We start from the raw sequence: 16013 nt of genomic DNA on the forward strand, positions 1-16013 counted from the left end.
GTCAAATACAATATCTTGTTATATCTCTTGATATGAGATACCATATATTGTGTTGTAACAAATTAATTGGAGTGATACATAATGATGAACTTATTGAAAAAAATCACATTAGATGATGAATTTATAGATGAAGTAAAGAAGAGTGTTAAACCACACTGGGGAGAACTCGGATGGGTTACTTATAAGCGTACTTATGCACGTTTTATTGATGAATTAGGACGTACTGAAAACTGGTCAGAAACTGTTAAGCGTGTTGTTGAGGGTAATATTAATCTTGACCCTCGTTTGAGAGATGATTCATTGACTGAAGAGCAATATCAAAGTCTAGTTGATGAAGCTCATAATCTATACAAGTTGGTTTATGGATTAGCAGCTACTCCTTCAGGTAGAAACCTTTGGATCTCTGGTACAAAGTATCAAGACCGTAATGGGGATGCTTTGAACAACTGTTGGTTCATTGCCATCAGGCCACAAAAGTATGGTGATAGTCATATTCTTCCTAGTTATTTGGATGAAGATCAAGTCGCTGTATCAATGCCTTTCTCATTCATGTTTGATCAATTAATGAAAGGTGGCGGTGTTGGTTTCTCTGTTGTTCCTGACAATATGAAACAAATGCCTGTCGTTGATCAAAGTGTTGACTTAACTGTTCTAATCAGCAAGGATAGCGCATCTTATGATGATTCTATTGAAGCTGGGGCAATTGATCGTGAAGACTGGTTAAAGGATCATGACGCTAGTAAAGCACGTTTTTACAAGCTTCCAGATACTCGTGAAGGTTGGGTAATTGGTAATGCTGAAATGATCGATGCTCACTTTGCATCAACTAATCCTGAAAAGATCAATGATGTTGTCTTGGATATTACTGACATCAGACCAAATGGTGCAAAGATCAAGGGATTTGGTGGTACTGCATCTGGTCCTGTTCCATTAATTGAGATGTTCTTTGATATCAATGAAGTTTTAAATAATGCTTTAGGTAAGAAGTTAACATCAGTTGATTGTACTGATATGGGTAATTTGATCGGTAAAACAGTCGTTGCCGGAAACGTTCGTCGTTCAGCTGAGCTGGCACTTGGTGGAGCAACTGATGATGACTTTATTACAATGAAACAAGATCAAAAGAAACTTTATCATCACCGTTGGGCTTCTAACAACAGTGTTGCTGTTGATTCTAAGTTTACAAAGTACGAACCAATCGCTGATTCAATTACACATAATGGTGAACCAGGGATCGTTAATCTTGAATTATCACGTAACTACGGTCGTATTGCTGATGGATATCAACCAGGAATTGATGATGCCGTTGAAGGTACTAATCCATGTGGGGAAATCTCATTGAGCAATGGTGAACCATGTAATTTGTTTGAAGTATTCCCAGTTATTGCAGAACAACAAGGCTGGAATCTAGAAGAAGCATTCAGCTTGGCTGCAAGATATACTAAACGTGTTACATTCAGTAATTACGATTGGGAAGTATCTCGTAATGCTATTGCCAAGAATCGTCGTATTGGTGTTTCAATGTCTGGTATTCAAGACTGGATCTTGAACACATTTGGTAATCGTGTTGTTACAGGATTCACTGACACTAAAGATGAGTCTGGCGAAGTTGTTAAAAAACCAGTTTATGATAAGAAGATAGTTAAAGAGTTCGATGATTTGTATCATTCAGTTGTTAAGGCTGACGTTGATTATTCACACGAGTTGAATTGCAATGTTTCAATCAAACATACAACAGTTAAACCATCTGGTACTGTTGCTAAGTTGGCTGGAGTTTCTGAAGGGATGCACTTCCATTATGCTGGATATTTGATTCAAAGAATCAGATTCCAAGATAGTGACCCATTGCTTCCAGCTTTGAAGGCATGTGGATATAAAATTGAACCAGATGTTTATACAAAGCATACAATGTGTGTAGAATTCCCAGTTAAAGCCGTTAATGCAGATAATCCTAACTTTGCGTCTGCCGGTAATGTATCAATTGCTGAACAGTTCGCTACACAAGCATTCCTACAAACATATTGGTCTGATAATGCGGTAAGTTGTACCGTTACTTTCCAACCTAGTGAAGCTAAGGAAATCGCACCATTAATGTATCAATATAGACATATTACAAAATCAACTTCACTACTACCTTATAGTGGTGGAGAGTTCAAACAAGCACCTAAGGAACCAATTGATAAGGATGTTTATTCTAAGCGTGTTTCAATGATCAGTGGAAATGTTGCAACTGTTTTTGCTGATATGAATGATAACCACGATAAGAAGGATATCGAATTAGTTGATCAATCCGACTGTGAAAGTGGAGCTTGTCCAATTAGATAATTTAAATAAGCCAGTGTTTACGAAAGTAAATGCTGGCTTATTTTTTTTGAAAAAACTAGTTTGAATGAAAATTTACATAAAATTTACAATAAATAAAAAGGAAATATACATATATATTGCATAATAAGTTGTATTGAAAAACATATATGGGGTGACGAAATGTCTACAATTTTGAATCAGGTATCAAAACAGTACAGTGAAAAAGAAAACATTCTAAAGAATGTCTCTGCTGAAATTGAAACAGGTGAATTCTTCGTAATTGTTGGACCTTCAGGCTGTGGTAAGAGTACTTTATTACGCATGATTGCAGGCTTAACTTCTATATCTGATGGTGAGATCAGTATTGATGGGAAAGTTGTAAATGACTTGCAGCCTAAAGACCGTAAACTGACAATGGTATTTCAAAGCTACGCACTATTCCCATTTTTAAATGTTTGGGACAATGTTTCTTTTGGATTAAAGGCAAGAAATATTGACCAAGCTGAAGTACATCAACGAGTTAATGATGCGTTAGACATGGTTAATTTGAGTGAATTAAAAGATCGTAAGCCACGTGAACTATCAGGTGGACAAAGGCAGCGTGTAGCATTGGCACGTGCTGTTGCTAGCGATGCTAAGATCTGCTTGATGGATGAACCCTTATCAAACTTAGATGCCCAGTTACGTATAAAGATGCGCCAAGAAATTTATCAACTATAAAGAAAATTGGGCATCACACTTATCTATGTTACTCATGATCAAGTCGAAGCAATGACAATGGCTGATCATATTATGGTATTGAACGATCATGAGGTACAACAAATTGGTACTCCTACAGAGATTTATCAACAACCTGCAAATGAGTTTGTGGCTAATTTCTTCGGAACACCATTGATCAATCTTCTTCCAGCTAAACGTATTGATGATAACACACTGAATATTGAAGGAGATTTTACAATTAAAACCAACAAAAAAATCTCTAAGGATGAAGTTAATGTAGGTATTAGACCAGGAGAATTGCAGATCAGAACTAGTGATGAATTAAATGCGAATGCCACTGTTAATAATTCTGAGTTTTTGGGTGACGAAACAATTATTTATGTAACCATGAACAGTGGAAGGGAAGTGCGTGTTCTCATTCCCGGCAAGTCTGTATTTGCACCATATGAGAAAGTGAAGATTACTTCTAGTGGTGATATTTTCTTATTTGATGAGAATCACAAAAGAATACCTTTTGACATGGAGGAATTAGGTAATGCTTAAAACTACAACTCCTGAAATAGAAGAAATTAAGACAAAGACAAAGAAAAAGCATTACTCTTTTTCTTTAAATGCCAAAGATAAGTACTATGCTCTATTATTTTTAGGACCATCACTATTAATCTTGAGTGTATTTGTTTTCTATCCAATGCTTAAGACATTATATATCAGTATGTTTCTGACCAACACGTTAGGTAAAACAACGGTATTTAATGGGTTTAATAACTATACGCAACTATTAAGTTCACCAGAATATATAACCAGCATGATATCAACGTTGATTTATGTATTATCTGTAACGGTTCTTACTGTTTCCATTGGATTATTATTAGCCAACTTAGCTAGTCAGAAGCTAGCTGGAATAGGTGTTTTTAGAACTCTATATTCAATCACAATGGGAGTCTCCGTCTCAGTAGCGGCGATTTTCTGGTTGTTCATTTTTAATCCTTCAACAGGATTCTTTGCGATTATTAGTAACTACTTACATTTGCCAGTGATGAATTGGTTAACAGATCCAAAAATGGCCATGTGGGCAGTTATTATTACAACTGTTTGGATGAATCTAGGTTTTACTTTCTTGATTTTATTGGGTTCTATATCATCAGTTCCAACCACACTATATGAAGCCGCAAGTGTTGAAGGGGCAAGCAATCGTCGTCAATTCTTTAAGATCACGATTCCTATGATCTCGCCAACTTTGTTCTTTGTATCAACAATTACATTGATTGATTCATTTAAGAGTTTTGGATTGATTGACTTGATCACCAAAGGTGGACCAACTAATTCAACTAATATGCTGGTTTATAGAATTTATAAGGATGCCTTTTACAGTGGTAACTATGGTCAAGCTAGTTCAGAGGCCATTATTTTAACCATTATTATTGCTTTCTTCACATTTCTACAATTCAAATTCTTAGAAAAGAGAGTGAATTATTAATGATGACCTCTAATAAACCGAATCGTTTGAATAAATTCTTCAGTTATTTGTTATTGATTGTTTTGGCAATAATCATTTTGGCACCATTCTTTATTGGGATTTGGACCAGCTTTTTACCAACAATGGATATTGCACAAGGTAACTTCTTCAGTACTAAGATTTCATTTGACAACTATGCAGCTGCACTAACGAAGACACCAATCATTAGATATTTAGGCAACAGTTTGGTTATTTCAACATTAACAATGATTGCACAATTAATCTTTTGTTCTATGAGTGCTTATGCTTTTGTTTTCTTGAAGTTCAAATACCGTAATGCAATCTTCGTTTTGTTCCTTATAACGATGATGCTTCCGTTTGAAGCAGAGATTATTCCCAACTTTACAACTGTTAAGAATTTAGGAATGCTAGATAATTATTCAGTGTTACTAATTCCTTTTTTAACATCAGCTTTTGGTACATTTATGCTTCGCCAAGCATTCATGCAGACACCTGCAGAATTAAAAGAAGCTTCTGATATTGAAGGGTTGAATCATTTCCAATTCTATTGGAGCATCGTACTTCCATATAACAAAATCAGTTTAATTACGCTGGGTGCCTATAGTTTCTTAGGTGCATGGAATCAATATCTTTGGCCAATGTTGACAACGTTTAGTAACAACTCTCGACTGATTCAAAATGGACTACGTCAATTACAATCAGAAGAGACATTTAATGATTGGGGAATGATTCAAGCTAGTGCTGCAATAATCGTTATCCCAACGATTATTGTCTTGTTTATTGGTCAACATTATTTCAAATCTGGTATGAATGAGGGCGCTGTAAAATGAGCAAGAAACTAAATAAGTTTTTAATTTCCGTAACTCTTATAATAGCGGCAATAGTATTGGGAATATTTACTACTAATAGGCCAGTTAAGTCGTCATCATCGTCAGACCGAATCCCGATTGTATTCTGGCATGAGATGGGTGGACCGTCAGAAGATGCACTTGAAGAAGTGGTAAATGGATTTAATAAATCTCAAACGAAGTATAAAGTCATCCCTAAATACCAAGGTACATATGATGAAGCAATCCAAAAGATTCTTCAAACTCATGGTACAAATACTTCACCAGCAATTTTTCAAGCATTTGATATTGCCACAGCACAGATGATTCACAGTAAATTTACAACTCCCGTACAAAACTTTATCGATAAAGATAAGGACTTTGATATTGAGAAGATTGCTCCTGCCGCAAGATCTTTTTATTCTAACGGCGGTAAGCAACAAGCTATGCCGTTCAATACTTCACAACCGGTTCTTTATTACAACGCTTCATTATTGAAGAAGTATAATATTACACCACCACCTGTATCACCAACATATTCAGACATTACACGTGTGGCTAAACAATTATATGAACGATCAGACCACAAAACTAAAGGATTGACCGTACAAATATATGGTTGGTTATTGGAGCAGGCTACGACAAATTCAGGTCAAACTCTTGCTAATAACAATAATGGACATACAGGTATCCCAACTGAAGTTAAGTTAAATAATGGTTCAACTGTTAAGTTTATGGAATGGATCCGTGAAAACATCAAATCTGGAGATTTCATAAACTACGGTTCTGGTGCTAGTGCTGGTGCCAACCAAACTGCTGGATTCTTATCTGGTAAAGTTGGTATGTTTATCCAATCTTCAGCAAGCATGGGCCAATTGACGAAGGATAATCCAAATAAACTTGGTATAACATACTTCCCACATCCTGATAATCAAAAGGCCAACGGTGTTTCTATAGGTGGTGCAGCACTTTGGATTTCAAATGATAAATCAAAGGCTGTTCAACAAGGTGCATACGAATTTTCTAAATATGCACTTAGTCCAGCAGTTCAAGCACAATGGCAAAAATCAACAGGGTACTTGGCATTGAATAAAGATTCTCAAAAGGAAAAAGTTTTGAAAGATCTTTATGCCAAGAATCCTGAGGCTAAAGTTCCTGGACAACAATTAGCTGATGCAAAACCTAACTATGTCAATTCAGGTATTCTTCTCGAGGGGATGCAAGTTACACGTCAACTGGAAGAAGTAGCTATGGAACAATCATATAATGGTGGAGATATTAAGAAAGCATTGGCGCACGCTGACAAGAATATCAATCAGAATATTGCTACATCAAACCGCGCAAACGGCTATAAATAAGTATTTGTAAGAGCACACTCAATTTTATTCTTAATTAAGTGTGCTTTTTCTTTACAATTTTCGATTACAGTTGTAAACTATGAATTGTAGTAAAGGATTACAGATGTAAACGATAAGGACATAATAAAAAAATGAATGAAATTGAAAATATGACAAAAGCTGAATGGCAGGTGATGAGAATCATCTGGACACTTGGTGAATCAACAAGTAAGCAAGTTATAGATGTACTAGAAAAGAAAACTGATTGGAAACAAGCTACAATCAAAACTTTGATTGTTAGATTGCACGAAAAAGAGTTTTTGAAGGCAGATGTATCAAGCAGACCATATGTATATCATCCCGAAATTTCAGAAGATGATGCGATAGATCAAACCGTTAATAACTTATTTGATAACCTCTGTTGTATGAAAAAAGGCGAAGCAATAGGGGATTTGATCGGTAGCTCTGATATTTCTAAAAACGAGATTCAAGGATTGATTGAGAAATTGGAGAACAAAAAAAGAAATGCGCCTGAGCAAGTAAAGTGCGATTGTTTGGAGGAGTCATTATGATGAACAATATGAAAAACGAAAAAATGCAAAATATGAAAAATGATAAAACGCAAAATATGAGTAGTATGGATAGTGAAAGTATGGATATGGACAAAATGATGAATAGCGGCCATATGATGATGAATCATGGTGGCGTTATGATGGATATGGGAGATTTACGTAAGAAGTTTTGGGTTTCATTAATTCTTGCAATTCCAGTCTTCATTTTCTCACCATTCATGGGGTTCAATATAGTACCGCAATTCCCGGGATCTACTTGGATCATAATGGTATTGAGTTCAGTTCTATTTTTCTATGGTGGTAAACCATTCATAACTGGTGCGAAAGGTGAGTTAAAAGCAAAACAACCAGCTATGATGACCTTGATCACCATGGGTATCAGTGTTGCATATTTCTATAGTTTATATGCTTTTGTAATGACTGATATTTTACATAGTGGAAAAAATATTACTAATTTCTTCTGGGAATTAGCTTCATTGATTGTAATTATGTTACTTGGACATTGGATCGAAATGAAATCTACGATGAGTGCTGGTAACGCACTTCAAAAGATTGCTTCACTAGTTCCTAATCAAGTACATATGGTTAATGGTTCAGAAACAACCGATAATGATATTTCGATGGTCAAATCAAATGATGTAGTAGAAGTTCGTGCCGGAGAATCAATTCCACTTGATGGTGAAATCATTAGTGGTGAAAGTTATATTAATGAATCACTTATTACTGGTGAATCAAAGGCAGTTAAAAAAGGCCTTGGTAAAAATGTTGTTGGTGGTTCAATCAATGGTGAAGGTACAATTAGAGTTAAAGTTACAAAGACTTCAAATGAAGGTTACCTATCACAAATCAGTAAGTTAGTTTCAGATGCACAAAATAATAAGTCTAAGACACAAATGTTGGCTGATAAAGTATCTGGTTGGTTATTCTATGCCGCAGTTACAGCCGGTTTGTTAGCATTTGTATATTGGTTAGTATTTGGTAATGTGAACCTTGCGTTATTACGTTTAGTTACAGTTCTAGTTATCGCATGTCCACACGCATTAGGATTGGCAGTTCCACTAGTAATGTCACGTAGTACCTCGATTGCTGCAACAAATGGTTTGATCATTCGTGATAACCAAGCAATGGAGAATAGTCGTAAGATCGATTATGTTGCAATGGATAAAACAGGTACATTGACAGAAGGTAAATTCACAGTTAATGGTTTGAAAGTTGTATCAGATGCCAACGAAAAAGATGTCTTATCAGTGATTGCCGGAATCGAAAGTGGTTCTAGTCATCCAATCGCTAATAGTGTTGTTGCATACGCTAAAGAACAAAAAATCGAAGCTACAAAACTTGAGAATATTCAAGCTATTAAAGGATACGGTATGAGTGCCACAAAGGATGCTCATAAGTATTTGTTAGTAAATATGAAGTATCTACAAGAGAACAAGTTATCATTTGATAGAACAGCTACAAAAGAGTATTTGGACAAAGGTAATACTGTTAGTTATTTGGTCATTGATGGCAAAGTTGTCGGATTCATTGCTTTGGGTGATACAGTCAAAGCCAATTCTGTACAATTCATCAAAGATTTAAAAGCTAGAAATATTACACCTATCATGTTGACTGGTGATAACAAAGAAGCCGCAAAAGCCTTCGCAAATCAACTTGGTATTGATGAATTCAAAGCTGAACTTCTTCCAGAAGACAAGCATACAGTTATCAAGAATCTTGAATTGCAAGGACATCACGTTATGATGGTCGGTGATGGTATCAACGATGCACCAAGTTTAGCAAGTGCCACAATAGGTGTTGCCATTGGTGCTGGTACCGATGTAGCAATTGATTCAGCGGATGTTGTTTTGTATAATTCAGATCCTAGCGATATCACCAAATTCTTGAAGTTATCTGCAAAGACATATCGCAAGACAGTCGAGAACCTATGGTGGGGTGCTGGATATAATATCTTAGCCATTCCATTAGCAGCCGGAGTATTAGCCGGAATCGGAATCATATTAAGCCCAGCAGTCGGTGCAATAATCATGTCATTGTCTACAGTTATCGTTTCATTGAATGCCATGAGCTTACACTAGAGCGAGCCATAACACGGGTAATTTCCGAGCATTAACACAAAAAATAGGTAGTATTCACGAATGTGAATGCTACCTATTTTTAGCGTTAAGCGGAAGAAATTGTGTTATGTCTCGCGTTTCAGCAAGTTAGAAGGAAAAAGAAGGAAAGTTCAAATCTCTGGAATTAAAAAGGTTTAGGGAAAAAAGAAATTGTGTTATAGCTCGCGTTTCAGCAAGCTGATAGAAAAAACAAAATCAACCCTGATAATAAGGCAAATCCAAAAATGTAATAACTATTTCAGTGCCAACTCCAACCTGAGAGTTCAAAGTTATCTGATGTCCAAGATTATCAACCATCTTCTTAACTAAGTACAAACCCATACCAGTAGATTTACTGCCAAACTTACGTCCATTGTCTCCAGTGAATCCCTTAGTGAATACTCGACTGATATCCTTATTCGCAATCCCGACACCGTTATCTTTAATATGAAGTTTAATACTATTGTTATCATCAGAAGTGAAAATATCGATCTTTCCACCTGGATCCGTATATTTTAAACTGTTAGTGATGATTTGATTCAGGATGAAATTCAACCATTTTTCATCAGTAAGAATCTTTTTATCAGTAACATCGATGCTGATCCCGATACGTTTTGAGATAAACATTCGCTTGTTGGATCGAATCGACGCTTTAACAATATTATTCAGATCTTGTTCCTGAATTAAGTAATCATTGGAAAAGTTATTCAATCTGGCAAAATATAATGCTTGGTCTACTAAGTAGTCAATTTTGTCGATTTCTTCATCGACAAGATCCTCATTCAAATCACTATCTTGTGCTAATTTCAAAGCCGCAAGTGGGACTTTAATATCGTGTACCCAAGACTCGGTGTATTCTTGTTGATCATGCTGATTCTGATAAAGTTCTGTTAATTCTTTGCGATATTCCAAGACAATGTTGTTTATCTTGTCTTGTACAAAACGCTGTTCTTTATTTTGTGCACCGTGTAATTCCTTTGATAGGTCTTCTTGATAGTTATCGAGAAGTTTATACCAACTTTTCTTGCGGTGGTAGGACAGAATTAGACCAACTGAAACAAAGATGACAGATATTATCCAAGAATATATCAGTGTGCCTGTTTGAAACTTAACCTTTGGATCTAAGAACAAAATTGCTTCGATAAATGTGACACCCAAAAGGATTGCTAGTAGTGCTAGTAAATGATCACGTAAATATTTTAAAAATGACATATTAGCCTCATTTAAGGGATGATGTAGCCTTGTCCCACTTTAGTTACGATATAATTCTTCAAACCGAATTTTTCAATTTTACCACGTAGGCGATTTATATTAACAGTCAATGTATTATCATCGACAAAACGTTCATCGTCCCACATGAAATTCAATAATTGTTCTCGAGTAACGATCTTGCCTTGATCACGCAATAATCTTTGTAATAACTTGTACTCATTCTTAGACAAATCAATTTTGTCAGTTCCAATTTCAACAGTCCCACTAGATAAGTTCAGTTTCAAACCGTTGTGTTCGATAACGTCACTTGTATTCTTAGTGAAGTCATATGTGCGACGTAATAGAGCATTTATTTTGGCGATTAGAATATCGACAGAGAATGGCTTCTCGACGAAATCATCGGCCCCCATATTCATTGCCATGATTTGATCCATATTAGAATTCCTAGATGAAATTATTATTATCGGAGTTTTGGAAACCTTTCTGATTTCTTGATTCCAATAGTAACCGTCATATACAGGTAAGTTAATATCAAGCAAAACTAAGTCTGGCTTGTATTCTTGAAACTCTTCCATTACATTATTGAAGTCTTCAATAACGTGTGTGTTTATTTGCCATTTCAAAAGATTCTCGCTTATCAGTGTAGAAATGGACTGATCGTCTTCAACAATCATAATTTTGACCATGTAAAAACCTCCTCGTGCTAAAATGAAGACACTAACTACTATAATAACAATATTATCTTAATTATTGGAGAAATTAACGTGCAAATCAATGTATTGAATATTGCCAAGGACTATGGCAAGCGTCTAAATGCGGTTCATGCTATCAAGAATATTAGTTTGGAAGTCAAAAAAGGTGAGTTTCTTGGCATTATGGGACCTAGTGGTGCCGGTAAGTCTACTTTGCTTAATATAATATCGACCAATGAGCGTCCCGATCACGGTCAGGTGATCATTGATGGTATCGATATGACTCAGCTACACGACAGAGAGCTAGCTAAGTATCGGCGCAATAAAATGGGATTTATCTATCAAAGCTTCGAATTATTAGATTCATTAAATGTTAAAGAAAATATTATATTGCCATTGGCACTTAATCATGCCAACAAAAAATTTATTGAAGCACGAGTGAAACATCTTAATTATCTGCTTAATATTGAAGAGCTCAGCAATCGAAATGTGGAGGACTTGTCGCTTGGTCAAAGACAGATTGTTTCGGCTGCTAGAGCCCTAGTCAATAATCCGGAGATGTTATTTGCAGATGAGCCAACAGGAAGTCTGGATTCTAAGTCGGCCACTATCTTGTTGAACTACATGCAGTTGATCAATAAACGAGAGAATGCAACAATATTAATGGCGACACACGATGCATTCACGGCTAGTTATTGTAGTCGAGTGATCTTTATTAAAGATGGCGTCATATTCTCAGAGATTGTTAACTCTGGTAAACGTGAGGATTTCTTTGAACAAATAATCAATATGCAACGCACTATAGGCGGAGGAAGTTATTTCAATGTATCTGAAAATAGTTAGAAGAAGTCTTAGTAAGATGCACGACAGTTATCTGATTTATACTCTGGCATGTAGTTTTGCGATTGGAATTTTCAGTATACTGATATCACTTGTCGATAATAGGATACTCAAGCATGATATTAGTCTGTGGAGAAGTTCAATGATGCCAATAGTATTCACGCTTAGTATTGTGTTTGCGGCATCGGCCTTTGTATATATGGCATACGTTGGTGGTTTTTTTATTAAGCAACAAAGATATGAGTTTTTAACATTTGAAAAGCTCGGCATGTCAAAGGCCACTATCGTTGTCTTGGGATTCATGCAGACATTTGTGATTCAAGTATTCGCTTGGGTTTTGGGTATAATCGAGGCGTTTATTTTTCAGAAGTTCTTTGGAATGTTGTTACTGTATTTGATGCGAGTAAAAATAAGTTTCACTTCATACTTAAACTTAGACAGCTTGTTATCTTTGTTGAGGATTGCTGTAACATCGATATTTGTATTTAGTATTATAAATGCGATTAGAACGTATTCAATAGTGAAAAAAAATAAGCCAAATATTAAGAAAATAAATATTTGGCTGAGGATACCGACAGGTACATTTGGAATCCTACTTTTTATTAGTGCTGTTATTGGGACGATTGCACTGTTTACAACGGTTCAAGATACGGATTCAGGCTATTCCAATCACTTGATTTTCGAAAGCATGTACGTTGCCATTGCTTATTTTGCTGGAACATACTTGATCTACTTTGGCTTTTTGCCGGTTTTATTGACCGTTTTACAAAAGGTCAAACGTATCTCATATTCAGGATTGAATCTGTTTTCCTTTAAATACTTGAAGTCACGAACGATGCGCAATACTTCAGTACTATGGTTTGTGACCGAATTGTCTACTATGGCGTTGATATTATTAACAACATGTTACTTTGGATATAAGTTGATTTATGAGAATTATCATACTGAATATCCATTTGCGTTGACTGCTAACAAGAATACAGTTGAAGATGTTAAGAATACAATAGATGATAGTAAAACAGAGATATCGCACCAATATCATTCAAGGATAAAGATAACTCTGGTGTCTACGCTAGATACGACAAGAAGGGTATTAGTTCAACGTCCTGCGTCATTTATGTCTTATTCAGAATATATGAACTTGCCTAAGAAGATACGTAAACAAAATCCAGAACTGGGCCCAAAGCAATTCATGAGGATCGGTTTTGGCAATGATGAGACTTTTGGATTTTCTGATCGTAAAGTTGAATGGAATGTAAAGAATGCCACCAAAATCGTTACTAGGAAGAATGGTTCGTCATTTCCTTATGGTGGTGGGATGTTCCCAGGATCATTGATGGTCACACCGGATAGCTACTATAATAAGTTGTCCTCTGCTAGCACTGACACTTTGTATGGCTGGTACTTCAAGCACGGTGATAAACTGACTAAGAAGCAGGCGAGATCATTGGTAAAGTATCGGAATGCCTATGTGATAAGTGTTAATGCTAAGTCTGATCTGAACAATTCTACTTTCAAAATATCTCGATACAATCCGGATAATTATACTAATGATGACTATATTCAAGCCGGATTTGTTAGGCAGGAAAGTGCCAAAAGACACTTGCATCAGATCGTTGGATTCTTTATATTCATGGTAGCCATCTTCAGTATTGCTTTGTTGATAGCTCTTGGGAGCGTTCTAACGCTTCGAATATTGCTAAGGGATGATTACGAGTGGCGACAATTAAAGACTCTCAAGAAGATAGGTGTCAGTGACCAAGAGATACGTGGAATCATTCGTAGTGAGAATGCATTGACGTTTGTTATTCCCATTGTCTTTGCAATTCTACAATCCTATGCAGCTATAGCAATCGTGAATAATGGATATGACTCGATAGTTCCAGAATTCACATTGATCTGTTTGAGTTATGTTGTTTTATATAGTCTGATTGGAATAGTCACTTATATGATCTCATGGCGAAGTGTTAAGCGGAGAATCAGTTGATTATCTTGTAATCTTTGGTGAAGAATCCAAATGGGGTCTTTGAATCTGAACGTATCCCTTGATCGATTTCTCGTTGAATATATTTCTTGCCGTCTTGCATGTTTGTTTCGGTATCAAAGGTACTGATTATTAGATATTCTTGTAAGTTTTCACGTAGTTGGTATACCGACGAATTATAGTCAATTTTGCCGGTATCAATGAATTTGCTGCGAAATAATGCAGATTGGTCAGCATTGAACTTGAGATATGTCAATAAATACAGCTCGTCTCTGGAATCAATGGTTCCTGTGAGATTGCGGTATTGCCCATTTCTTGTTAATACTTTTATCAAAAGGTGGTCTGTTTTAGTATCAAATAAGGGTTTTAATAAAGTATCGGCAGATTGTTGTTGAGGCTTTAAAAAGGAATATGTTCCTAACTTTAATGTTATGTTCATAATTACTGAAATCCTTTCAATCAAAATTTTTGGAGGTTTTCTATGTTAGTCACAGTATTAGGTTATTATGGAGGATACCCTTATAAGGGTATTGGTACATCAGGATATTTATTACAAGATGAAGATTTTAACATCTTGATAGATTGTGGTAGTGGTGTTTTGAATGAGTTATCCAACTACATCAAACCAACTGATTTGGACGCGGTAGTATTATCTCATTATCACCACGATCATACCGCTGATGTCGGAGTTTTGCAGTATAATTGGCTCGCAGCCAAAATGCCAGATCCACTTCCAATCTATGGTCACACTCAAGACTTTGTTAATTTTGCTCAATTGACTGAAGATGGAGCTACTAGAGGGATCGCATATAATGACTATGAGCCAACTGAGATTGGACCATTCAAGTTTGAATTTATGCGAACGATTCACCCAGTTCCAGCCTATGCGATGAGAATAACAAAAGACGGCAAAGAGATCGTTTATACTGCCGACACAACTTACTTCGATGGTTTGGTGGATTTTGCTAAAGGCGCCGATTTGTTGATCACTGATACTAATTTCCCAGAAGATGTTACTGGTAGAAAGTGGCATATGAATACCAAGGAATCAGGGACTTTGGCTAAAGATGCTGGTGTTAAGAGATTAATGATCAGTCATTTACCACAAACTGTCGATGTCTCAACTATGTTAGAACAATCACAAAAATACGCAGGTGAAATTCCTACTATTAATGCGTTTGAGCAATTAGAAATTGAAGTATAAGTTAGATATTGATATAACAGTATATTTATAACTATACATAACTTATAACTAATGATATAAATTATTTTATGGTTATGATTGTTGTGAATTTGCTACACAAACATTGTTAACCTAGGTATTATTTTTCACAATGTACGTTTTGTAGAACAGATATTCGTAACTTTTATTGCAAAAAGTGTAGATTTTATTTTTGTTTTAATGTAAAATAATCTTGTGCTCAAATAGTATTTAATAATACATAAGAAAAGGAGAGATTATATATGGTAACTATTTATACATCTCCAAGTTGCACTTCATGCCGTAAAGCTAAGGCTTGGCTTGAAGAACATGACATTCCTTACAAAGAAAGAAACATCTATTCAGAACCTTTAAACAAACAAGAAATTCAACAGGTACTTCAAATGACAGAAAACGGAACTGAAGAAATCATTTCTACACGTTCCAAAGCATTCCAAAATTTAAAGGTTGATCTTGATGATTTAACAATTGATCAATTGTTAACATTAGTTCAAGAGAATCCTGGATTACTAAAACGTCCTATTATTATGGATGACAAACGTCTCCAAGTTGGTTTCAACGAAGACGAAATTAGAAGATTCTTACCAAGAAGTGTCAGAACTATGGAGTTACAAAAAGCACAGCTTATGGCTGGCTTATAAAATATAACCAATGGTCTATTATTAGTTTCAAGTGAAGATTAATTTCTTCACTTGGAGCTTTTTTTTATGCAAAAAATGGATTTTTCGCG

13 protein-coding genes and 1 pseudogene are annotated in these 16013 nt (G+C 35.6%); 11 read left to right on the forward strand and 3 right to left on the reverse strand.

From position 1 onward, the window contains the following. Positions 1–84 precede the first annotated feature (84 nt). The 7 genes and pseudogenes from nrdJ to BTM29_RS06725 all read left to right on the forward strand — a co-directional run bounded on the left by nrdJ (position 85) and on the right by BTM29_RS06725 (position 9315). The gene (gene nrdJ / locus BTM29_RS06695) at positions 85–2325 is read left to right on the forward strand and encodes a ribonucleoside-triphosphate reductase, adenosylcobalamin-dependent (protein WP_083686024.1); all 2241 of its coding nucleotides are present in this window, start codon (positions 85–87) and stop codon (positions 2323–2325) included. A gap of 159 nt (positions 2326–2484) precedes the next feature. Beyond that, positions 2485–3567 (forward strand): annotated as a pseudogene (locus tag BTM29_RS06700) (ABC transporter ATP-binding protein). After that, entirely contained in the window at positions 3560–4501 is a 942-nt protein-coding gene (locus BTM29_RS06705) for a carbohydrate ABC transporter permease (protein WP_076615080.1), read from the forward strand. The pseudogene BTM29_RS06700 and the gene BTM29_RS06705 overlap by 8 nt, the downstream one beginning before the upstream one ends. Further along, entirely contained in the window at positions 4501–5331 is an 831-nt protein-coding gene (locus tag BTM29_RS06710) for a carbohydrate ABC transporter permease (RefSeq protein ID WP_076615083.1), read from the forward strand. The genes BTM29_RS06705 and BTM29_RS06710 overlap by 1 nt, the downstream gene beginning before the upstream one ends. Then, positions 5328–6686 carry an ABC transporter substrate-binding protein gene (locus BTM29_RS06715; RefSeq protein WP_076615087.1) on the forward strand — a complete coding sequence of 453 codons (1359 nt, stop codon included), beginning with the start codon at positions 5328–5330 and terminating at the stop codon, positions 6684–6686. The genes BTM29_RS06710 and BTM29_RS06715 overlap by 4 nt, the downstream gene beginning before the upstream one ends. A 131-nt stretch (positions 6687–6817) precedes the next feature. Then, positions 6818–7237, forward strand: a complete 420-nt coding sequence (locus tag BTM29_RS06720; RefSeq protein ID WP_076615091.1) for a CopY/TcrY family copper transport repressor — start codon at positions 6818–6820, stop codon at positions 7235–7237. 23 nt (positions 7238–7260) lie between these two features. Then, positions 7261–9315: a heavy metal translocating P-type ATPase gene (locus tag BTM29_RS06725; RefSeq protein WP_472298002.1), complete on the forward strand. Its 2055-nt coding sequence runs from the start codon at positions 7261–7263 to the stop codon at positions 9313–9315. 234 nt (positions 9316–9549) lie between these two features. Here the strand turns inward: BTM29_RS06725 and BTM29_RS06730 are convergent, their stop codons facing one another. After that, a complete protein-coding gene (locus BTM29_RS06730) occupies positions 9550–10545 on the reverse strand; it encodes a sensor histidine kinase (RefSeq protein WP_076615094.1) in 996 nt (331 codons plus the stop codon). A gap of 11 nt (positions 10546–10556) precedes the next feature. Continuing rightward, positions 10557–11231 carry a response regulator transcription factor gene (locus tag BTM29_RS06735; RefSeq protein ID WP_076615098.1) on the reverse strand — a complete coding sequence of 225 codons (675 nt, stop codon included), beginning with the start codon at positions 11229–11231 and terminating at the stop codon, positions 10557–10559. 72 nt (positions 11232–11303) lie between these two features. Here BTM29_RS06735 and BTM29_RS06740 point away from each other — a divergent pair, with 72 nt between their 5' ends. Beyond that, on the forward strand, positions 11304–12080 hold the full coding sequence (locus tag BTM29_RS06740) for an ABC transporter ATP-binding protein (RefSeq protein WP_076615102.1): 777 nt from the start codon (positions 11304–11306) through the stop codon (positions 12078–12080). Beyond that, a complete protein-coding gene (locus BTM29_RS06745) occupies positions 12061–14064 on the forward strand; it encodes an FtsX-like permease family protein (RefSeq protein WP_125673048.1) in 2004 nt (667 codons plus the stop codon). Before BTM29_RS06740 ends, BTM29_RS06745 begins: the two co-directional genes overlap by 20 nt. Here the strand turns inward: BTM29_RS06745 and BTM29_RS06750 are convergent. Continuing rightward, complete coding sequence (locus BTM29_RS06750) at positions 14057–14500, reverse strand: hypothetical protein (protein ID WP_076615110.1); 444 nt, start codon at positions 14498–14500, stop codon at positions 14057–14059. The two genes, BTM29_RS06745 and BTM29_RS06750, sit on opposite strands and share 8 nt — an antisense overlap. A 42-nt stretch (positions 14501–14542) precedes the next feature. Between BTM29_RS06750 and BTM29_RS06755 the strand changes: the two genes are divergently transcribed. Both BTM29_RS06755 and spxA read left to right on the forward strand, forming a co-directional pair. Next, positions 14543–15265 carry an MBL fold metallo-hydrolase gene (locus tag BTM29_RS06755; protein WP_076615114.1) on the forward strand — a complete coding sequence of 241 codons (723 nt, stop codon included), beginning with the start codon at positions 14543–14545 and terminating at the stop codon, positions 15263–15265. A 260-nt stretch (positions 15266–15525) separates the two neighbouring features. After that, positions 15526–15924 carry a transcriptional regulator SpxA gene (gene spxA, locus BTM29_RS06760; protein ID WP_076615117.1) on the forward strand — a complete coding sequence of 133 codons (399 nt, stop codon included), beginning with the start codon at positions 15526–15528 and terminating at the stop codon, positions 15922–15924. The last annotated feature ends 89 nt before the right edge of the window (positions 15925–16013 follow it).

This window comes from Companilactobacillus allii (assembly GCF_001971585.1).
Taxonomy (GTDB): domain Bacteria; phylum Bacillota; class Bacilli; order Lactobacillales; family Lactobacillaceae; genus Companilactobacillus; species Companilactobacillus allii.